The organism is Phytobacter sp. (assembly GCF_059074235.1).
Genome location: NZ_JCACPZ010000001.1, coordinates 178,267 through 199,578, shown reverse-complemented (window position 1 = coordinate 199,578; position 21,312 = coordinate 178,267). Strand labels below are relative to the sequence as shown.

The window sequence follows — 21,312 nt, the reverse complement described above, 5'->3', positions numbered from 1 at the left end:
AGCGAGGTTTTCGTACAAGAAAGCCAAAATTATTTAATTTTTGCTTCTTTGTAAAGAACGTGCTGACGGACAACTGGATCGAACTTTTTCAGTTCCAGTTTTTCCGGCTTAGTACGTTTGTTCTTCGTGGTGGTATAGAAGTGACCAGTACCAGCAGAAGAAACCAGCTTGATTTTCTCACGAATACCTTTAGCCATGATTTATTTCCTCTAAGTACTTAGTACTTTTCGCCACGGGCACGCAGTTCGGTCAGAACTGTATCGATGCCTTTCTTATCGATTACACGCATACCTTTAGCAGATACACGCAGGGTGACAAAACGCTTTTCGCTCTCAACCCAGAAACGGTGAGAGTGCAGGTTAGGCAGGAAACGGCGTTTAGTCGCGTTCAGTGCGTGGGAACGGTTGTTACCGGTCACCGGACGCTTGCCAGTAACTTGGCAGACTCGGGACATGTCTATTCTCCAAAAATCAAATTAGCTCGAGCTTCGTATGGGGTATTGGCGCCTCGTCAGGCTTTCACAGCCTGGTCTGACGGTTCTAAGCGAACTCGTGTAGCCAGGCCCAATTGCCAAACCCGAGATTCTCAAAGGTGGCGTAGTATACGCTGACTCAGCGATGTGCTCAAGTCCCGAACAGACAAAGATCCCGATGGATCGCGCAAAGAGGTCTAAATCCACCCACGTTCCGCGAACGAAACGTACTCTCCACGACCTATCACCAGATGATCGAGCACACGGATTTCCATGAGCTGACAGCACTTCACCACCTTTTCGGTGATGATTCTATCCGCTTTGCTGGGTTCAGCGCTACCCGAAGGATGATTATGTGCAAGGATCACAGCAACTGCGTTAATTTTCAGCGCCTCACACACGATTTCCCGTGGATGCACTTCAACCTGGTCGATGGTACCCGTAAACAGGCGACTGTATTTCAACACTCGATTCTGATTATCCAGAAAGATCGCCATGAAGATCTCGCGTTTTTCACCGGCCAGCTGACTTTGTAAAAATTCCCGCGTCATCTCAGGGCTTAACAATGCTGTCTCTTCCATCATTTTCACGCTATAAAAACGCCGAGCCAGCTCCGCAATCCCTTTAAGCTGTGCATATTTTGCAACACCAATGCCGTTTACCCCTTTGAAAGCACGATAATCTGCCGTCAGTAGTGTGTAGAGCGAGCCAAAGTGTGCAAGCAATTGCGTTGCCAGCATCATCACGGGTATGCCAGGCATCCCTGTGCGTAAAAACAGCGCCAGTAGTTCAACATCCGTTAATGACTCAACCCCTGAGTTCATCATTTTTTCTCTGGGCAGCTCGTTTTCCATGTCGATTCCTCCCTTTTGCCTTCATGCTGCCATAAGCGACGCACCACCTCGACCACGCGTGAACACACTTGCGTAGCGCCTCGCAAACCGCACAACGGGCAAAATCACGACAACCTCAGGATTGTGATAAAATGCCCGCCTTCTGATGAAATCCAACAGGAAAGAATCATGGTGAGTCTGGCGGGTAAAAAAATCGTTCTCGGCATAAGCGGCGGTATTGCGGCTTACAAAGCGCCAGAACTGGTGCGTCGTTTACGCGATCGCGGCGCTGATGTGCGCGTGGCGATGACCGAGGCAGCAAAGGCCTTTATTACGCCGTTAAGTTTGCAAGCCGTCTCCGGCTACCCCGTTTCTGATAGTCTACTCGACCCAGCAGCAGAAGCGGCGATGGGTCATATTGAGCTGGGGAAATGGGCCGACCTAGTGATTCTCGCTCCCGCCACGGCAGACCTGATTGCCCGCGTTGCTGCTGGTATGGCTAACGACCTGGTGTCGACAATTTGCCTGGCGACCCCCTCACCGGTTGCCGTTGTGCCCGCCATGAATCAACAGATGTACCGTGCTGCAGCAACGCAACATAATTTAGAGGTGCTTGCCTCACGTGGCCTGCTACTCTGGGGACCTGATAGCGGCAGCCAGGCGTGTGGCGATATCGGTCCAGGCCGCATGCTTGATCCCTTAACGATTGTGGATATGGCCGCTGCACACTTTTCACCTGTCAACGATCTGCAACATCTCAACATCATGATTACCGCGGGTCCGACACGTGAACCGCTTGACCCTGTACGTTACATCACCAATCAAAGCTCCGGCAAAATGGGGTTCGCGATTGCCGCCGCTGCTGCAAGCCGTGGGGCCAATGTCACGCTCGTTTCAGGGCCAGTGTCTCTGCCGACACCCGCCTTTGTGCAGCGAATTGATGTCACTACCGCACTGGAAATGGAAGCGGCCGTGCAAGACCAGGCCCAGCAGCAACAGATTTTTATTGGCTGCGCCGCTGTTGCGGATTACCGCGCGGCAGCGATTTCTGAAGAAAAAATTAAGAAGCAAGGCGATGAATTAACGATAAAAATGGTCAAAAACCCGGATATCGTTGCCGGGGTTGCCGCACTGACTGAACATCGCCCCTATGTCGTTGGGTTTGCCGCAGAAACAAATAATGTGGAAGAATATGCCCGGCAAAAACGTGCCCGAAAAAACCTCGATCTGATCTGCGCCAATGATGTTTCGCAGTCTAATCAAGGTTTTAATAGCGACAATAACGCTTTGCATCTTTTCTGGCAGGATGGCGATAAACATTTACCGCTAAAGAGCAAGGAACAGTTAGGCCACTTATTACTGGACGAGATCGTTACCCGTTATGATGAAAAAAATCGACGTTAAGATTCTGGACCCGCGTGTTGGTAAGCAATTTCCGCTGCCGACTTATGCCACCGCTGGCTCTGCCGGCCTTGACCTGCGTGCCTGTCTTGATGACGCCGTAGAACTGGCTCCGGGTGAAACTACGCTGCTGCCGACAGGGCTGGCGATTCACATTGCCGACCCTTCGCTCGCTGCTGTGATTTTGCCGCGTTCCGGCCTGGGCCATAAACATGGCATCGTATTGGGTAACCTGGTGGGACTGATTGACTCAGACTATCAGGGCCAGTTGATGGTTTCCGTCTGGAACCGTGGTCAGGTGAGCTTTACCATTGAGCCGGGCGAACGCATCGCACAAATGGTGTTTGTACCTGTCGTTCAGGCAGAATTCAATCTGGTTGAAGAGTTTGACGCCACCGACCGTGGTGAAGGTGGCTTTGGCCACTCCGGGCGTAAATAAGCAGCCCATTTAACGCATCCCGCGACGAAATAACGTCATAACATTTCCGCACTCTGGGGTGCGGTCGTCGTGTGGATGTTCGCCTGATAAGCGCTTATTTCAGGGGTATTTTGTAACATGGCAGAAAAACAAACCGCGAAAAGGAATCGTCGCGAAGAAATACTTCAGTCTCTGGCACTGATGCTTGAATCCAGCGATGGCAGTCAACGCATTACCACGGCAAAACTGGCGGCGTCTGTTGGCGTCTCTGAGGCCGCTCTGTACCGGCATTTCCCCAGCAAGACACGCATGTTCGATAGCCTCATCGAGTTTATCGAAGATAGCCTGATGACCCGCATTAACCTGATCATGAAAGATGAGAAGGACACCACTGCGCGTCTGCGTCTGATTGTGCAGTTAATCCTGGGATTCGGTGAACGTAACCCGGGGCTGACCCGGATTCTGACGGGCCATGCGCTGATGTTCGAACAGGATCGCTTGCAAGGGCGCATCAACCAACTTTTCGAGCGTATTGAATCGCAGATTCGCCAGGTGCTGCGTGAAAAGAAAATGCGTGAAGGCGAAGGCTACAACACCGATGAAGCACTGCTGGCAAGTCAGCTGCTGTCATTTTGTGAAGGTATGCTCTCGCGTTTTGTCCGCAGTGAATTCAAATACAGCCCAACCGATGAGTTCGAAGCACGCTGGCCGCTTCTGGCCGCACAACTGCAATAATCCGCCTCTCTCTATGCAGCCTGCAAAGGCTGCATGACTTCACATTACTCTGTGTAAAAGCCCAACCTATTTCGTTAAGTTGCCAGATGCTCTGCCGCTGGACATCTTTTAACCTGCCTGTGGAACAAACTTTCTGCCTCACAAAAATAAACAGAGAAATCCCCTACAGACATGGAGACGTTTAATGGCAACTTCGAGAAGAGACTTGTTAAAACTGAGCGGAATCGCCACCGCATCACTGCTACTCAGCCAAAAAAGCTTTGCGGCCTGGGCACCGTCCGGCCGCTATCCTGACCCCCGCATCGTTGCAGCAGACGACAGCTTCAAACCTTACATGCTCTCCAGTGCGAAGGTCGAACAGATAGCGACAGGGAACCGCTGGGCGGAAGGTCCGGTCTGGTTTGGCGATACACGCATGCTGCTCTGGAGCGACATTCCCAACGACGCCATCATGCGCTGGGACGAAGTGACCGGGCAAACCAGCATCTTTCGTCATCCGGCGAACTACACCAACGGTCATGCACGTGACAGACAAGGACGGTTGATAAGCTGCGAACATGACACGCGCCGCATCACCCGTACTGAATACGATGGTTCTATCACCGTTCTGGCCGACAGTTATGACGGTAAACCGTTGAACTCTCCTAACGATATCGTTGTGAAATCAGACGGAACTATCTGGTTTACCGATCCGCCGTTTGGCATCTCCGGATTCTATGAAGGACATAAAGCGACGCCGGAATTACCGCAAAACGTCTATCGGCTGGATCCCGAGACGCGCAAGCTCACCGTGGTTCTGGGCGATGTAAAAGGACCGAACGGCCTGTGCTTCTCTCCGGATGAAAAAATCCTGTATGTCGTGGAGAGTCGCGCAACACCAAATCGCTTAATCCTGGCGTGGGATGTGGTCGAAAACACATTAAAAAACAAAAGGGTACACCTTGATTGCGGAAATGGAACGGCAGACGGTATTGCCTGTGATATTGACGGGAATCTGTGGTGTGGTTGGGGAACGGGAACGGAAGAACTTGATGGTGTCCGTGTGTTCAACACGCAGGGTAAGCACATCGGCACAATTCAGTTGCCAGAACGCTGTGCAAACCTCTGTTTTGGCGGCGAAAAAGGCAATCGCCTGTTTATGGCTTCCAGCACTTCCATCTATTCACTGTACGTGAATACGCTAGGGGCGAAGCTGGTTTAAAGTAAGTGGATACCCACCAGACAAGCTCCTGGTGGGCATCGAGCGTCACACGCCGTATTCTTCCCGATAGGCCCGCACCGACGCCAGATGGTCTGCCATTTCAGGTTTCTCTTCCAGATAAGCAATCAGGTCTTTCAGCGTAACGATAGAAATTACGCTGCAACCGTAATCACGCTCAACTTCCTGAATAGCAGAGATATCCGCGCGGCCACGCTCCTGGCGATCAAGCGAAATCAGCACACCGGCAAGCGTTGCGCCGTTAGCCTGAATAATCTCCATGGACTCACGAATCGCAGTACCGGCGGTGATCACATCATCCACCAGCATCACGCGGCCCTGCAGCGCGCTGCCGACCAGATTGCCACCCTCACCATGCGTTTTAGCTTCTTTGCGGTTAAAGCAGTAAGGCACGTCACGTTCGTGATGTTCCGCAAGCGCTACCGCAGTGGTCGTCGCAATCGGAATGCCTTTGTAGGCCGGGCCAAACAGCAGGTCGAAGTCAATCCCGGAATCCACCAGCGCTTCGGCGTAGAAACGGCCTAACAGTGCCAGATCGCGCCCGGTATTAAACAGCCCGGCGTTAAAGAAATAGGGGCTCTTGCGCCCGGATTTCAGCGTAAATTCGCCAAACTTAAGTACCTGCTTGTTAAGCGCAAACTCAATAAACTGGCGCTGATACTGTTTCATGGATTCGCTCCTTACTTATCGACAGACAAAAAAAAGGCGACTTCTCAGTCGCCCTAAAAACTAGTTTTCCAACGCCGCCTTCTGCGTTGAAATAATGGATTCGATTCCCCCTCGGGCTAGTGCCAGCAAGGTAAGGAGTTCTTCGTGGGTAAAGGGCTCGCCCTCAGCGGTGCCTTGCACTTCAATGATGCGACCATCTTCGGTCATTACCACGTTCATGTCAGTCTCAGCGGCAGAGTCTTCAACATACTCCAGGTCGCAAAGTGCTTCACCCTTGACGATACCGACGGAAACCGCAGCCACCAGACCTTTCATCGGGTTCGTTTTCAGTTTGCCCGCGCTCACCAGCGCATTAAGAGCATCTGCCAGCGCCACGCAGGCTCCGGTGATGGAGGCGGTGCGAGTGCCACCATCGGCCTGAATCACGTCGCAATCCAGCGTGATGGTATATTCGCCCAGCGCATTTAAATCTACAGCAGCACGCAGTGCACGTGCGATAAGACGCTGGATTTCCATGGTACGTCCACCCTGTTTGCCTTTAGCGGCTTCACGGGCATTACGGGTATGGGTAGAACGCGGCAGCATGCCATATTCTGCAGTGATCCAGCCTTTACCCTGACCTTTCAGGAAACGTGGCACTCCCTCTTCAAGGGTAGCGGTGCAAAGAACTTTGGTGTCACCAAATTCAACCAGCACGGAGCCTTCAGCGTGTTTAGTATAGTTACGGGTCAGGGTGACGGGACGCACCTCAGTGGTGCTACGACCTGATGGACGCATGATGATTTCTCCGGCTGTTACCAATGTGGCTGCGCATTATACTGGCTTACCCAGGTTATTCCTATCCTGACAAGCCCATGAAAGCTATAATCCTCGCATCTCTCCTTAAAAAACGGGAATGTCTATGATCCGCAGTATGACCGCCTACGCCCGGCGTGAAATCAAGGGTAGCTGGGGCTCCGCCTCCTGGGAACTGCGCTCGGTTAACCAGCGTTATCTGGAAACCTACTTCCGCATGCCTGAGCAGTTCCGTAGCCTTGAGCCGGTCGTTCGTGAGCGCATCCGTGCACGTCTGACCCGTGGCAAAGTCGAATGCAACCTGCGTTTCGAACCCGATGCCAGTGCCCAGGGTGAACTGATCCTTAATGAGAAACTGGCTAAACAGCTGGTCTCTGCAGCGAACTGGGTCAAGATGCAAAGCGATGAAGGCGAAATTAATCCGGTGGATATTCTGCGCTGGCCTGGCGTGATGGCAGCCCAGGAGCAGGATCTGGATACGATTTCTGCAGAAATCCTCGCTGCCCTTGAGGGTACGCTGGACGACTTTATCGTTGCCCGTGAGACCGAAGGACAGGCGCTGAAAGCACTTATTGAGCAGCGTCTTGATGGTGTGAGCACCGAAGTGAAAAACGTGCGTGCGCAAATGCCAGAAATCCTGCAATGGCAGCGTGACCGCCTGGTTGCCAAGCTGGAGGACGCGCAGGTACAGCTCGAAAACAACCGTCTGGAACAAGAACTGGTGCTGATGGCGCAACGCATTGACGTTGCTGAAGAACTGGACCGTCTGGACGCACACGTCAAAGAGACCTGGAACATCCTGAAGAAGAAGGAAGCGGTCGGTCGTCGCCTCGACTTTATGATGCAGGAATTCAACCGTGAGTCGAACACCCTGGCGTCAAAATCTATCAACGCAGATATCACCAATTCAGCTATCGAGCTGAAAGTGCTTATCGAACAGATGCGCGAACAGATTCAGAATATCGAGTAATACACGCTTACGCTTTCCGCCTTGTTAGAGGGTCCCGCGCTGGGACCCTTTTTTTATGGCGCGTTACAGCAGGATTCTTTACCTCACGCCATAATCATGAATAAATCTAATGCTAAAAATACGACATAACCTAAAATTATCCATAATTAATGGATTCATTAATTAGTAAATATATAGCCGAACACATCGCACAAAAAAATCTCAATCGTGAGCTTCTGAGCAAAACACTACCCTTACGCCCTCACTATTGGGGGATTCATGCTGCTACATATTCTTTATCTGATTGGTATTACTGCCGAGGCGATGACGGGCGCACTGGCTGCCGGACGCCGTCGCATGGACACCTTTGGTGTCATCATCATCGCCACCGCCACAGCGCTGGGCGGCGGTACAGTCAGAGATATCCTGCTTGGCCACTATCCGCTGGGCTGGGTCAAACACCCCGAATATGTGGTCACCGTTGCAATCGCTGCGGTATTAACCACCCTTGTTGCGCCGGTAATGCCTCATTTGCGCCGCCTGTTTCTGGCTCTGGACGCCCTCGGCCTGATCGTGTTTTCGATTATCGGTGCACAAATCGCCCTGGATATGGGTGAAGGACCGGTGATTGCCTCGATCGCCGCTGTCGTTACCGGTGTCTTTGGCGGTATCCTGCGTGACATGTTCTGCAAACGTATCCCTCTCGTCTTCCAGAAAGAGCTCTACGCTGGCATTTCGTTTGCCGCTGCGGTGTTGTATATCGCGCTACAACACTATGTCAGTAACCAGGATGTGATCGTCATTTCAACGCTGCTGTTCGGCTTTACCGCACGCATGCTGGCGCTGCGCTGGAAACTGCGATTGCCCGTTTTTCACTATAACCACAGCGCGCATTAATCGCGGACGAAGCCCGAGATACCCTGCTCACCAAGCCACTGCGTCAGTGTGGTAACGTCCGCATGATGGGCGAAGGTCTTCAGTCGCTGAGCAATCCCCGCACCGATGCCAGGCAAACGCTGCCAGGCCTGCTCGTCACGCTGCTGAATGAGTTGCCAACTGGCATCACCGGCTGCGTGTAATGCCGATTTCGGTATCGGCATACCCAGTGCAGCAATCCAGCGTGTAAAGGGGCGTTCGCGGGCGAGCTCAAAACGGTGCCAGAGCTGCGCGCCTCTGGCAGGCGTCATCCCTGGGGTGTGTTGCAACTGCTCCTGCGTGAGGCCAAGCCATGAAAAAATATGCTCAAAATGCCAGGCCTGATCCAGCACGCGCCATCCCGCTTCCCCCAGCCCTTCAATATCCAGCGCCTGCGTTGAGCTAAGCCACACCAGCCGGGCCATAAACTGCTCTCGGCACTCAGGAGAGCCATAAAGGCAGGTTAATGGGGTGAACACCGGCGCTGGAGGCTGCGGTTTTTCCCGCACCTGGTTGCGCCAGACCACATCATCAATGCGTGGGATGCCCTGACCGGCAAGGCTAACGAGTACCTGGTCCCCTGGAGCAACATCCCACTTCTGCCAGCGGCGTACCGAGCCAATATTGACCCGCTGTACGCGCTTATCATCCAACTGGATGGGCTCCAGTTGCGCGACAACTGCAATTTTTCCGGTGCGCCCAACGGTAAACTGGATCTGTTTTACTTCAGCCACCTGTTCAACCGGGGGGTATTTCCACGCCACCACCCAGTTCCCCTGTCCTGGCAGCCAGCGTTTTCCTTCGGGCTCGTTCTCACTACGAATCACCACGCCGTCTGTCGCAAAAGGCAATGCGGAGGTAAACCATCCTTTCCTGAGTTTTTCAACGTCATGAACATCCTTCACCTTAAGAGTATATTTTTCGACCCAATCAAAGCCGGCTTTCGACAGTAATTGCCCCCGCTCAACCAGGCTTTTGGGCCCGTCCGGCCAGCTCCAGACAAAGAATGAGATCTCGTTTAATACCGACGGGTCACGGCTACGCATCATCGCCCCGGCTACTTTTGCACGCGCGTTCATCCCACCCATTTTCTTTTGGATATGACCCGAGCGTTGCAAAAACAGCTCGCCTTGCAGAACACTGTTCGCCAGTGCACCGGTCACTTTTTTTGGCAGGGAGGGGATTAAATGCGCATTCGCCGTCCAGTCTTCGCCTGTCAGCCCGTTCCCCCGACTGATAGCACGTTCGAGTTCACCATTTCGATAGACCAGGGTTACGGCCACCCCATCCACCTTTGGCTGCGCCCAAAGAGATGACTTCCCCTGCATCCATCGTTGTAGCGCGACTTTGCTCCGCAGTTTCTCGACGCCGGTATGGGCCACCGGATGTTTTACATTTCCCCCGGGCAATGAAGGCGAGGCATGCACCACCTCACCCCCGAAGCAGTGCCGCCAGCTTTCCAGTCGCGCCGTGAGGGTGTCATACACATCGTCATTGACAGCACTGGCCCCTCGCCGCCAGTAGTCATCGTTCCACTTGTTAATCTGCTGCTCTAAAAGCGTTATCTCTTGCTGCGCTTGTGTGGGCGACCAGACCGGGCAGGCCGAAAATCCCATTACGCTCCACAGCAAGACACTGATAAACATGCCTGTTCTTAATGCCATCTGTCTGCCTCCTTACCTGAATGGCAAAGGTATAACTGAACCCAGCAGAGGATTTCGAGATACAAAGGGAAGGTTTGCGAGGCGGCTCCAGTACACTTTTGCTTGTTACAGAAAACTGACGTCAAATCAGGGAAAAGACGCGCAAAACCGGAGAATCGACAGTAAAAAGTGTGACGAGGGCTACGTCACGTTGCGCCGTTGTGTATAATAGGCACGTATGTAAGTTTCCTTTCGCAATTCACATACAAAAGACTCTCATGGCTCAAGGCACGCTTTATATTGTTTCCGCCCCCAGTGGCGCGGGTAAATCAAGCCTCATTCAGGCTTTATTGAAAACCCAACCGTTGTATGACACCCAGGTTTCTGTTTCACACACCACGCGCGCGCCGCGTCCGGGTGAGGTGCACGGTGAACACTATTTCTTTGTTAATCACGACGAATTTAAATCGATGATTGGCGATGATGCGTTCCTTGAGCATGCCGAGGTCTTTGGTAACTATTACGGCACATCCCGCGCCACCATTGAGCAAGTGCTTAAAACCGGCGTGGATGTTTTCCTCGATATCGACTGGCAGGGCGCTCAGCAAATCCGTTCAAGAATGCCGCAGGCACGCAGCATCTTTATTCTGCCGCCGTCTAAGGTCGAACTGGACAGACGCCTGCGTGGTCGCGGTCAGGACAGCGAAGAGGTGATTGCGAAACGAATGGCGCAGGCAGTTGCTGAAATGAGCCATTACGCCGAGTATGATTACCTTATTGTGAATGATGATTTTGATACCGCGCTGAGCGATCTGAAAAACATCATTCGCGCCGAACGTCTGCGCATGAGCCGCCAAAAACAGCGACATGACGCTTTAATCAGCAAACTATTGGCAGACTGACACCAGTTTCAGTATCATGCCCAGTCATTTCTTCACCTGTGGAGCATTTTAATTATGGCACGCGTAACTGTTCAGGACGCTGTTGAGAAAATTGGTAACCGTTTTGACCTGGTACTGGTCGCCGCGCGTCGCGCTCGTCAGATGCAGGTAGGCGGAAAGGATCCGCTGGTACCGGAAGAAAACGATAAAACCACCGTTATCGCCCTGCGCGAAATCGAAGAAGGTCTGATCAACAACCAGATCCTCGACGTACGTGAGCGCCAGGAACAGCAAGAGCAGGAAGCCGCTGAATTACAAGCCGTTACCGCTATTGCTGAAGGTCGTCGTTAATCACAAAGCGGGTCGCCCTTGTATCTGTTTGAAAGCCTGAATCAGCTGATTCAACACTACCTGCCGGAAGACCAGATTAAGCGTCTGCGGCAGGCGTACCTCGTTGCACGTGACGCTCACGAGGGCCAGACACGTTCAAGCGGTGAACCCTATATCACGCACCCGGTAGCGGTGGCCTGTATCCTGGCCGAGATGAAACTCGACCACGAAACGCTGATGGCCGCTCTGCTGCATGACGTGATTGAAGATACCCCCGCCACCTACCAGGACATGGAACAGCTGTTTGGCAAAAGCGTTGCCGAGCTGGTGGAAGGGGTGTCGAAGCTTGATAAACTCAAGTTCCGCGATAAGAAAGAAGCCCAGGCTGAAAACTTTCGCAAGATGATCATGGCGATGGTGCAGGATATCCGCGTCATTCTCATCAAACTCGCTGACCGCACCCACAACATGCGCACGCTGGGCTCACTTCGCCCGGACAAGCGTCGCCGCATCGCCCGTGAAACCCTCGAAATCTACAGCCCGCTGGCGCACCGTTTAGGTATACATCACATCAAAACCGAGCTTGAAGAGCTGGGCTTTGAAGCGTTGCACCCGAACCGTTACCGCGTTATCAAAGAAGTGGTGAAAGCCGCGCGCGGCAACCGTAAAGAGATGATTCAAAAAATCCTTGCGGAGATTGAAGGGCGTTTGCAGGAAGCGGGAATTCCCTGTCGCGTCAGTGGTCGGGAAAAGCATTTGTACTCCATCTACTGCAAGATGGTGCTGAAAGAGCAGCGCTTCCACTCGATCATGGATATCTACGCGTTTCGCGTAATCGTCCAGGATGCAGACACCTGCTACCGCGTGCTTGGCCAGATGCACAGCCTCTACAAGCCACGTCCAGGCCGCGTCAAAGATTACATCGCCATTCCGAAGGCGAACGGCTATCAATCTTTACACACCTCGATGATTGGCCCGCACGGTGTTCCGGTTGAAGTGCAGATCCGCACCGAAGACATGGACCAGATGGCGGAGATGGGTGTTGCGGCTCACTGGGCTTATAAAGAAGACGGTGGCGAAAGCAGCACCACGGCGCAAATCCGCGCCCAGCGCTGGATGCAAAGCCTGCTGGAACTGCAACAAAGTGCAGGCAGCTCCTTTGAATTTATCGAGAGCGTAAAATCTGATCTCTTCCCGGATGAGATTTATGTTTTCACCCCGGAAGGCCGCATTGTCGAACTGCCGGCTGGCGCGACTCCGGTCGACTTTGCCTATGCCGTGCATACCGATATTGGTCATGCTTGCGTCGGCGCGCGCGTCGACCGCCAGCCTTACCCGCTGTCGCAGTCTCTTGCCAGCGGCCAGACGGTGGAAATCATTACCGCACCGGGCGCTCGCCCGAACGCAGCGTGGCTGAACTTTGTCGTCAGCTCGAAAGCCCGTGCCAAAATCCGCCAGTTGCTGAAAAACCTCAAACGCGACGATTCTGTCAGCCTGGGGCGTCGTCTGCTCAACCATGCATTGGGTGGCAGCCGCAAACTGGCAGAGATCCCGCAGGAACATATTCAGCGCGAGCTCGATCGCATGAAGCTGGCGTCGCTGGACGACCTGCTGGCGGAAATCGGTCTGGGTAACGCCATGAGCGTCGTCGTCGCGAAGAACCTGCAACAGGGTGACGCAACAGCCACAACGCAAAGCATCACTAGCATAAGCAACGGTCACAGCCATCTGCCTATCAAAGGTGCTGATGGTGTCCTGATCACCTTCGCGAAATGTTGCCGTCCTATTCCGGGCGACCCGATCGTGGCGCACGTCAGTCCAGGTAAAGGGCTGGTCATCCACCATGAGTCCTGCCGTAACATTCGTGGCTATCAAAAAGAGCCCGAAAAATACATGGCAGTCGAGTGGGACAAGGACACCGCGCAGGAATTTATCACCGAAATCAGGGTGGATATGTTCAACCACCAGGGTGCACTGGCGAACCTGACGGCGGCAATCAACACTGCGTCATCCAATATTCAAAGCCTGAATACGGAAGAGAAAGACGGCCGCGTTTATAGCGCTTATATCCGTCTGACCGCTCGCGATCGTGTCCATCTGGCAAACATCATGCGCAAAATCCGCGTGATGCCGGACGTTATCAAAGTCACCCGTAACCGAAATTAATTTTATACACAGACCTGGGTGAGAGAGCGCAGCTAACGCCGAGGCAATTTGAAGAATGAAGTGTATATGAATGAACAACGTTATACGCGCATCCGCGAAATGCTCGCCAGGCGTCAACCGGACCTGACCGTATGTATGGAGCAGGTCCACAAACCTCATAACGTTTCCGCAATCATCCGCACTGCGGACGCCGTCGGTATTCATGAAGTGCACGCCGTCTGGCCAGGCAATAACCTACGCACCATGGCTGGCGCAGCCGCTGGCAGCAACAGTTGGGTGGAAGTGAAAACCCACCCCAACATCCGCGATGCCGTCACACATATCAAAGCCTCTGGCATGCAGGTGCTGGCGACCCATCTCTCGGCTAAGGCCGTGGATTTTCGCGAAATCGACTACACCCGCCCGACCTGTATTCTGATGGGCCAGGAAAAAACCGGGATCACCCAGGAAGCGCTGGATCTGGCGGATCAGGACATTATCATTCCGATGATTGGCATGGTTCAGTCGCTGAACGTCTCCGTCGCTTCGGCGCTCATTCTTTATGAAGCACAGCGTCAGCGGCAGAACGCCGGTATGTACAATCGTGAAAACAGCACGCTACCGGATGAAGAGCAGCAACGCCTGCTGTTTGAAGGCGGCTATCCGGTACTGGCGCGAGTCGCCAAACGCAAAGGCCTGCCCTATCCCCGCATCAATCTGCAGGGGCAAGTCGAAGCTGACGAAAGCTGGTGGGCGACCATGCAATCCAAATCCTTAAAGGCTGAACTGTAAATGAAAGGCCGTTTGCTGGACGCTGTCCCCCTCAACACCCTCACCGGTGTGGGTGCCGCTCAGGCCAGCAAGCTTGCGAAAATCGGCCTGCATACCGTTCAGGACCTTTTGTTACACCTGCCGCTACGTTACGAAGACCGCACCCAGCTTTACCCCATTAACGACCTGCTTCCGGGCATTTACGCCACGGTGGAAGGCGAAGTGCTGAACTGCAATATCACCTTTGGCGGCCGTCGCATGATGACCTGCCAGATAAGCGACGGTACCGGCATCCTCACCATGCGCTTCTTCAACTTCAACGCGGCGATGAAAAACAGCCTCGCGACCGGGCGTCGCGTGCTGGCCTACGGCGAAGCAAAACGCGGGAAATACGGTGCGGAAATGATCCACCCGGAATACCGCGTGCAGGGCGATCTCAGCACACCTGAGCTGCAGGAAACCTTAACCCCGGTCTACCCGACCACCGAAGGGGTGAAGCAGGCGACGTTGCGCAAACTCACCGACCAGGCGCTGGATTTGCTCGATACCTGCGCCATTGCAGAGCTGTTACCGCCAGAACTGGCGCAAGGACTGATGTCCCTGCCGGAAGCCTTGCGCACGCTACATCGCCCGCCGCCGTCACTGCAGCTTGCCGATCTGGAAACCGGGCAGCATCCGGCACAGCGCCGACTGATTCTTGAAGAACTGCTGGCACACAACCTGAGCATGCTGGCCGTGCGGGCTGGTGCACAGCGGTATCACGCTAAGCCTCTGGGTGCGAAAGACATCCTTAAAAACAACCTGTTGGCTTCGCTGCCATTCAAACCTACCGGAGCCCAGGCACGTGTAGTGGCAGAAATCGAACACGATATGGCACTCGACGTACCGATGATGCGTCTGGTACAGGGTGATGTCGGCTCCGGTAAAACACTGGTTGCCGCGCTGGCCGCGTTGCGCGCCATTGCTAACGGTAACCAGGTGGCGCTGATGGCCCCTACCGAACTGCTGGCTGAACAGCACGCCAACAACTTCCGTAGCTGGTTTGAACCACTGGGTGTCGAAGTGGGCTGGCTGGCGGGTAAACAAAAAGGGAAAGCGCGTCAGGCGCAGCAAGATGCTATTGCCAATGGTCAGGTACAGATGGTGGTGGGCACCCACGCTATCTTCCAGGAACAGGTGCAATTTAACGGACTCGCATTAGTGATTATCGACGAACAGCACCGTTTCGGCGTCCACCAGCGCCTGGCTCTGAGGGAAAAAGGCCAGCAGCAGGGCTTCCACCCACATCAGTTGATCATGACGGCGACCCCGATTCCGCGCACCCTGGCGATGACCGCCTATGCTGACCTCGATACCTCGGTGATTGATGAAATGCCACCGGGTCGCACACCTGTGACTACCGTGGCGATACCGGATACCCGTCGTAACGACATCATTACCCGTGTGCGCAACGCCTGCACCGAAGAGAGTCGTCAGGCTTACTGGGTCTGCACACTGATTGAAGAGTCCGAACTTCTCGAAGCCCAGGCAGCAGAAGCCACATGGGAAGAGCTGAAACTGGCACTGCCGGAGCTGAATATCGGCCTGGTGCACGGCCGCATGAAACCCGCAGAAAAGCAGGCAGTCATGCACGCCTTCAAACAGGGTGAATTGCACCTGTTGATTGCGACAACGGTTATCGAAGTGGGCGTGGATGTACCGAATGCGAGCCTGATGATTATCGAAAACCCGGAGCGTCTGGGCCTTGCGCAACTGCACCAGCTTCGTGGTCGCGTTGGGCGCGGTGCGGTAGCCTCACACTGCGTTCTGCTCTACAAATCCCCGCTGTCGAAGACGGCGCAAATGCGTCTGCAGGTACTACGCGACAGCAATGACGGCTTTGTGATTGCGCAAAAAGATCTGGAAATTCGCGGCCCCGGCGAACTGCTTGGCACCCGCCAGACCGGTAATGCAGAGTTTAAAGTGGCGGATTTGCTGCGTGACCAGGCGATGATCCCGGAAGTGCAGCGCATTGCCCGCCATATCCATGAACGCTATCCACAGCAGGCTGAAGCCCTGATCGAACGCTGGATGCCGGAAACCGAACGCTATTCAAACGCCTGATTTTTCTAACGTTCATTCCGCCAATAGTACAACCCTCTTTAGAACCTAACTCGCCGCTCTCAACTTTCTTTATAAAAGTACGTTTTATTGGTAAGCAACCGTTTGCTTTTACCAAACAGTCCGATAGAATCTCCGCTTTTCCATCAGGGGATTGCTTGAGATGTCTGTCAACACCATCGAGTCCGAAAATGCGCAAACGGTTGCGCATACCCAGCCCAGCGAACTGATCTATCGCCTTGAAGACCGCCCGCCTATGGCGCAAACCATTTTTGCCGCCCTGCAGCACCTGCTGGCGATGTTTGTTGGCGTTATCACACCAGGCTTACTGATTTGCCAGGCTCTGGGTTTACCGGCTCAGGACACGCAGCACATCATCAGCATGTCCCTGTTCGCTTCCGGCGTGGCATCCATCATCCAGATTAAAGCCTGGGGCCCGGTCGGTTCCGGCCTGCTCTCCATTCAGGGAACAAGCTTTAACTTTGTGGCTCCGCTGATTATGGGCGGTACGGCGCTGAAAACCGGTGGCGCAGATGTCCCGACCATGATGGCAGCGCTGTTCGGCTCCCTGATGCTGGCAAGCTGCACCGAGATGGTCATCTCCCGCATTCTGCCGTTCGCCCGTCGCGTGATCACCCCACTGGTCTCCGGCGTCGTGGTGATGATTATCGGTCTGTCGCTGATTCAGGTTGGCCTGACGTCCGTGGGCGGTGGCTTTGGGGCCATGGCAAACCACACCTTTGGCGCACCAAAAAATCTGCTGCTGGCAGGCATTGTGCTCGCCATCATCATCCTTCTGAACCGTCAGCGTAACCCGTACCTGCGTATCGCTTCCCTGGTGATTGCGATGGCCGTCGGTTATGTCATGGCCATGATGATGGGCATGCTGCCGGACTATGTTGCCCCTGCCGACGCCTTTATGATCCCGACCCCGCTTTACTACGGCCTGAGCATCGACTGGAGTCTGCTGCTGCCACTGATGCTGGTCTTTATGATCACCTCTCTGGAAACCATCGGCGACATCACCGCTACATCTGACGTCTCCGAGCAGCCAGTTTCCGGCCCGGTTTACATGAATCGCCTGAAAGGTGGCGTGCTGGCAAACGGCCTGAACTCCTTTGTCTCTGCGGTGTTCAACACCTTCCCGAACTCCTGCTTCGGGCAGAACAATGGGGTTATCCAGCTGACCGGTGTAGCCAGCCGTTACGTCGGCTTCTTTGTTGCCGTAATGCTGATGGTGATGGGCCTGTTCCCGGCCGTTGCCGCCTTCGTGCAGCAGTTGCCTGAGCCGGTACTGGGCGGCGCAACGCTGGTCATGTTCGGTACCATTGCCGCATCCGGTGTGCGTATCGTTTCCCGCGAGCCGCTGAACCGTCGCGCCATCATGATTATCGCGCTGTCTCTGGCCGTTGGCCTGGGCGTATCTCAGCAACCGATGATCCTGCAGTTCGCGCCTGACTGGCTGAAAAACCTGCTCTCTTCCGGCATCGCTGCGGGCGGCATTACCGCTATCGTGCTGAACCTGGTTTTCCCTGTCGATAAGAAGTAATCCTGTCGAGGCAGCGGGTCACACCGTTGCCTCTGTCACCCCGCTGTAACGCTCTTTCACCAATCGTACCTTGAGGATTGCGCACAAATCGTGCATAACTCCTGTATCGGCATTCGAGGATGGAAGATCATGAAATTTATTGGAAAGCTGCTTCTTTTCGTTGTTATCGTCCTGCTGGTGGCGCTGGTCGCCTGTTATTTTCTGCTGAAAACCCAATGGGGCGCGACGCAGGTCAGTAACTGGGTCAACAAAAACAGCGACTATCACCTGACCTTCGATGCCATCGATCACAGCCTCTCTTCGCCTTCCCATATACGTTTAAGCAATGTGAATTTTGGTCGTAAAGGCCAGCCCGCGACACTGGTCGCCAAAGGCGTCGACATCGGCCTGAGCAGCCGCCAGCTCACCGACCCGCTGCACACCGACACCATTCTGCTTCAGGATGGCACGCTGAATCTCTCCCCGGCCACCGCCCCTCTGCCTTTCCAGGCCGACCGCCTGCAACTGAGCAACATGGCGTTCAACAGCCCGGCTACCGGGTGGGATCTCAGCGCTCAGCGCGTGACCGGTGGAGTGAGTCCCTGGCAGCCGATTGCCGGGAACGTCCTGGGAAATCAGGCACAGATTCAGATGAGCGCAGGCTCGATGACCCTCAACGGCGTGCCCGCCAGCAACGTGTTGATTCAGGGGAGCATTGATAAGGACACCGTCACCCTGACCACCATCGGTGCTGATATGGCGCGTGGCTCACTCACCGGCAACGCAAGGCGCGACGCCGACGGCGGCTGGGTGGTGGATAACCTGCGCCTGAATGACATTCGTCTGCAAAGCGACAAATCACTGACTGACTTTTTCGCCCCGCTGACCACCCTGCCTTCACTGCAAATTGGTCGCCTGGACGTGACCGATGCACGTTTACAAGGGCCGGAGTGGGCGGTCACCGATCTTGATCTCAGCTTGCGCAACCTGACGCTCACCAAAGGCGACTGGCACACGGATGACGGTCAGTTATCTATGAATGCCAACGAGTTCATCTACGGTTCGCTGCACTTCTTCGATCCCATTATCAATGCGGAATTTACCCCGCAGGGTATCGCCGTCCAGCAGTTCACCACCCGCTGGGAAAACGGCATGGTACGGACATCCGGCTACTGGACGCGCAGCGGTAAAGCGCTGGTGCTGAACGATGCGGCTATTGTCGGTCTGGAATACACGTTGCCCGAGAAGTGGAAACAGACCTGGATGGATACGCTTCCTGAATGGCTGCATAGCGTTGAACTGAAAAAACTGAGTGCCAGCCGTAACCTGGTTATCGACATTGACCCGACCTTCCCCTGGCAACTGACGGCTCTCGACGGTTACGGCACCAATCTGCTGCTGGCTCGCGATCGCCAGTGGGGCATCTGGAATGGCGATCTTAAGCTGAATGCCGCTGCCGCCACCTTTAATCGCGTGGATGTGCGTCGCCCGTCTTTAGCACTGAGCGCCAACAGCAGCTCGGTGAACATTACTGAACTCAGTGCTTTCACCGCAAAAGGGATGCTCGAAGCGACCGCAGTGGTAGGACAAACGCCGGAACGTAGCGTAAACCTGAGCCTTAACGGGCGCGGTGTACCGGTGAATGTCTTGCAGGAATGGGGCTGGCCAGCGCTACCTATCAGCGGAGATGGCAATTTGCAGCTCAGCGCCACGGGCCGGGTACAGGCCGATGCGCCGTTAAAACCGACGGTGAATGGCGAGTTATCCGTCGTGAATGCGCAACAGCAACAGGTTAAGCAGAGTATGCGCGCGGGTGTAGTGTCAGGCGGAGAAGTGCAACCACAGCCTTGATAAGCACTGCGCCATCCGAAGATGGCGCAGTCTCTCATTTAACGCAAAACCGATTAGACCAGCGGTTCCTTGTCATTATCGATAGGTGACCAGTCGAGTGCGCCCTGTTCACGCACCTGACGCCAGGCCAGGAACGTCAGCATCAGCGTCACCACCGCATAGGCAAAGGTGACCGTTGGCGAGGCGTTGACCGCCATCTGGTGGCCGTGAATAAAGCCGAAGAAAGAGAGCACCGTTGCCGCTGCGGCGTACACTGCCGCCCAGTTAAAGCGTCGGTCGATAATAAAGGCAGCAATTGCCCCCATCATCAGTCCTGCCAGCACCGCTCCGCCACCGGTGGTCGCCATGCCGTTATAGAGCACGCCGTTGGTAGCCATATTGCTCACCACTTCAGTCGGCAAATTGACCGTGTTCGCCCCTGCTGCGTTCAGCGCACCGTCTACCTGGGTTTTCGCCCATTCGGCGATGTTCGGCACCAGTGCCAGCACAATGGCCGGCGCATGGCGTTTTGGTGACACCTGGAATGCCTGCGCACCAATCACCAGCCCGATAAACAGCAGGATTGGCACAATCGCTACCAGCGGAATGATCGACAGCAACAGCGCGGTCAGGCCGAGGAAGCAAACAATCGCCATACAGATACCGGTTGCCAGCGAGTAGCCAATACGCCCGCCCATCGCCTTCCAGCCTGGGTGGCCGATATAGACTGCAGGCGGGAACGGAGAACCGAGCAGCGCACCGACAATCGCCCCAACGCCATCCGCCGCCAGCACCGCACGCAGGTTGTAGCTATCGCCACCCACCGCCGCAGATTCGACGTTATTGAGAATTTCGGTGAAGTTAAAGATGCCCAGTGGGATTGCGGTGACCAGCAGCGGCCAGACCAGCTCCGACGGCACGCTGAACACATCACCCGTTAGTGATGGTAAATGTAGCGCAAAATTGCCCGCTGCCTCTTTGACCGCCGCCGGATTCATGATGTCGCTGAGGCCTAAGAAGGTCGCGCCCCAGCCCAGCACGCACCCGACAATCACCACCGCCAGCCCACCCGGCAAACCAAACGGCAGGCGCACATTGCCGACCCAGTTGAGCAGAATAATGGCGAAGCAGATAACGCCAATCCACGCGGTATCAAACATCTGATACGCCGGACGCATGGCGATAAATGCAATGGCGATACCAGCAAGCGTGCCCAGCATGGCAGCACGCGGCGTATATTTACGGATAGTCGGGCCAACAATCACCCCGAGCAGAACAATAACGCCAACAATCATTGCCCAGATAAGCCCAAGCTTCCACGCCAGCATCCAGTCTTTATGGATGAGCAGCGTCGGCAGCATCACCACAAACACCACGATAAACATATGTGGAACGCTGGGACCGTAAGGCAGAGCGGTCACATTGTTGCGACCTTCGCGCTGGGCCAGTCGCCAGGCAAGCCATGCGTAAAAGAGATTTCCGAGGGGAAGTGCAATGCCCAGAGCGGGCAGGATACGGCCATAAACAGTGGTCGCCGGAATTTGCGCGACGTACAACGCCAGTCCGGAGAGGACCAGCACATTCAATAACACATTCGTGAACAGACCAAAAAAAGCGTTTAAATCGCCTGCGACCCAGAGCTGTGGTCTAAAGGCGTTGTTTCCTTGCGCCATGATCC

At 54.6% G+C, this 21,312-nt stretch carries 20 protein-coding genes; 13 read left to right on the top strand and 7 right to left on the bottom strand.

Annotated elements, in window-relative coordinates; all coding sequences use genetic code 11:
- Positions 1-29: 29 nt before the first annotated feature.
- The 3 genes from rpmG to radC form a co-directional block, all read right to left on the bottom strand.
- Entirely contained in the window at positions 30-197 is a 168-nt protein-coding gene (rpmG, locus tag AC5JPW_RS00920) for a 50S ribosomal protein L33 (protein WP_003024094.1), read from the bottom strand.
- 20 nt (positions 198-217) lie between these two features.
- Positions 218-454 (bottom strand): 50S ribosomal protein L28, encoded by a 237-nt coding sequence (gene rpmB / locus AC5JPW_RS00915; protein ID WP_032198225.1) that lies wholly within the window; start codon positions 452-454, stop codon positions 218-220.
- A gap of 215 nt (positions 455-669) precedes the next feature.
- On the bottom strand, positions 670-1,326 hold the full coding sequence (gene radC, locus AC5JPW_RS00910; protein ID WP_494237754.1) for a RadC family protein: 657 nt from the start codon (positions 1,324-1,326) through the stop codon (positions 670-672).
- A 171-nt stretch (positions 1,327-1,497) separates the two neighbouring features.
- On the opposite strand from radC, the gene coaBC reads away from it, so the two are divergent.
- From coaBC to AC5JPW_RS00890, 4 genes are all read left to right on the top strand, one after another.
- A complete protein-coding gene (coaBC, locus tag AC5JPW_RS00905; protein ID WP_494238122.1) occupies positions 1,498-2,709 on the top strand; it encodes a bifunctional phosphopantothenoylcysteine decarboxylase/phosphopantothenate--cysteine ligase CoaBC in 1,212 nt (403 codons plus the stop codon).
- Entirely contained in the window at positions 2,687-3,145 is a 459-nt protein-coding gene (dut, locus tag AC5JPW_RS00900) for a dUTP diphosphatase (protein WP_494237753.1), read from the top strand. The genes coaBC and dut overlap by 23 nt, the downstream gene beginning before the upstream one ends.
- Positions 3,146-3,262: 117 nt before the next feature.
- Positions 3,263-3,859 carry a nucleoid occlusion factor SlmA gene (slmA, locus tag AC5JPW_RS00895; RefSeq protein WP_494237752.1) on the top strand — a complete coding sequence of 199 codons (597 nt, stop codon included), beginning with the start codon at positions 3,263-3,265 and terminating at the stop codon, positions 3,857-3,859.
- 184 nt (positions 3,860-4,043) lie between these two features.
- Positions 4,044-5,060: an SMP-30/gluconolactonase/LRE family protein gene (locus AC5JPW_RS00890; protein WP_494237751.1), complete on the top strand. Its 1,017-nt coding sequence runs from the start codon at positions 4,044-4,046 to the stop codon at positions 5,058-5,060.
- A 45-nt stretch (positions 5,061-5,105) separates the two neighbouring features.
- On the opposite strand, the gene pyrE is transcribed toward AC5JPW_RS00890, so the two are convergent.
- Both pyrE and rph read right to left on the bottom strand, forming a co-directional pair.
- Complete coding sequence (gene pyrE, locus AC5JPW_RS00885; RefSeq protein ID WP_494237750.1) at positions 5,106-5,747, bottom strand: orotate phosphoribosyltransferase; 642 nt, start codon at positions 5,745-5,747, stop codon at positions 5,106-5,108.
- 60 nt (positions 5,748-5,807) lie between these two features.
- On the bottom strand, positions 5,808-6,524 hold the full coding sequence (gene rph, locus AC5JPW_RS00880) for a ribonuclease PH (protein ID WP_494237749.1): 717 nt from the start codon (positions 6,522-6,524) through the stop codon (positions 5,808-5,810).
- A gap of 124 nt (positions 6,525-6,648) precedes the next feature.
- Between rph and AC5JPW_RS00875 the strand changes: the two genes are divergently transcribed.
- Together AC5JPW_RS00875 and AC5JPW_RS00870 are read left to right on the top strand one after the other, a co-directional pair.
- Positions 6,649-7,512: a YicC/YloC family endoribonuclease gene (locus tag AC5JPW_RS00875; protein WP_494237748.1), complete on the top strand. Its 864-nt coding sequence runs from the start codon at positions 6,649-6,651 to the stop codon at positions 7,510-7,512.
- A gap of 258 nt (positions 7,513-7,770) precedes the next feature.
- Positions 7,771-8,388: a trimeric intracellular cation channel family protein gene (locus AC5JPW_RS00870; RefSeq protein WP_494237746.1), complete on the top strand. Its 618-nt coding sequence runs from the start codon at positions 7,771-7,773 to the stop codon at positions 8,386-8,388.
- Here the strand turns inward: AC5JPW_RS00870 and ligB are convergent.
- A complete protein-coding gene (ligB, locus tag AC5JPW_RS00865) occupies positions 8,385-10,070 on the bottom strand; it encodes an NAD-dependent DNA ligase LigB (protein ID WP_494237744.1) in 1,686 nt (561 codons plus the stop codon). The two genes, AC5JPW_RS00870 and ligB, sit on opposite strands and share 4 nt — an antisense overlap.
- Positions 10,071-10,327: 257 nt before the next feature.
- On the opposite strand from ligB, the gene gmk reads away from it, so the two are divergent.
- From gmk to AC5JPW_RS00830, 7 genes are all read left to right on the top strand, one after another.
- On the top strand, positions 10,328-10,951 hold the full coding sequence (gene gmk, locus AC5JPW_RS00860; RefSeq protein ID WP_494237743.1) for a guanylate kinase: 624 nt from the start codon (positions 10,328-10,330) through the stop codon (positions 10,949-10,951).
- A 54-nt stretch (positions 10,952-11,005) separates the two neighbouring features.
- A complete protein-coding gene (rpoZ, locus tag AC5JPW_RS00855; RefSeq protein WP_000135058.1) occupies positions 11,006-11,281 on the top strand; it encodes a DNA-directed RNA polymerase subunit omega in 276 nt (91 codons plus the stop codon).
- Positions 11,282-11,299: 18 nt separating this feature from the next.
- Positions 11,300-13,426, top strand: coding sequence for a bifunctional GTP diphosphokinase/guanosine-3',5'-bis pyrophosphate 3'-pyrophosphohydrolase (gene spoT, locus AC5JPW_RS00850; RefSeq protein WP_494237742.1), 2,127 nt, complete (start codon positions 11,300-11,302; stop codon positions 13,424-13,426).
- Positions 13,427-13,492: 66 nt separating this feature from the next.
- A complete protein-coding gene (trmH, locus tag AC5JPW_RS00845) occupies positions 13,493-14,197 on the top strand; it encodes a tRNA (guanosine(18)-2'-O)-methyltransferase TrmH (protein ID WP_494237741.1) in 705 nt (234 codons plus the stop codon).
- Positions 14,198-16,279 carry an ATP-dependent DNA helicase RecG gene (gene recG / locus AC5JPW_RS00840; protein WP_494237740.1) on the top strand — a complete coding sequence of 694 codons (2,082 nt, stop codon included), beginning with the start codon at positions 14,198-14,200 and terminating at the stop codon, positions 16,277-16,279.
- Positions 16,280-16,439: 160 nt separating this feature from the next.
- Positions 16,440-17,825 (top strand): uracil-xanthine permease family protein, encoded by a 1,386-nt coding sequence (locus AC5JPW_RS00835; RefSeq protein ID WP_494237739.1) that lies wholly within the window; start codon positions 16,440-16,442, stop codon positions 17,823-17,825.
- 129 nt (positions 17,826-17,954) lie between these two features.
- On the top strand, positions 17,955-19,655 hold the full coding sequence (locus AC5JPW_RS00830; protein ID WP_494237738.1) for an AsmA family protein: 1,701 nt from the start codon (positions 17,955-17,957) through the stop codon (positions 19,653-19,655).
- A gap of 53 nt (positions 19,656-19,708) precedes the next feature.
- Here the strand turns inward: AC5JPW_RS00830 and AC5JPW_RS00825 are convergent, their stop codons facing one another.
- Entirely contained in the window at positions 19,709-21,307 is a 1,599-nt protein-coding gene (locus tag AC5JPW_RS00825) for a regulator (protein WP_494237737.1), read from the bottom strand.
- Between the last annotated feature and the right edge of the window lie 5 nt (positions 21,308-21,312).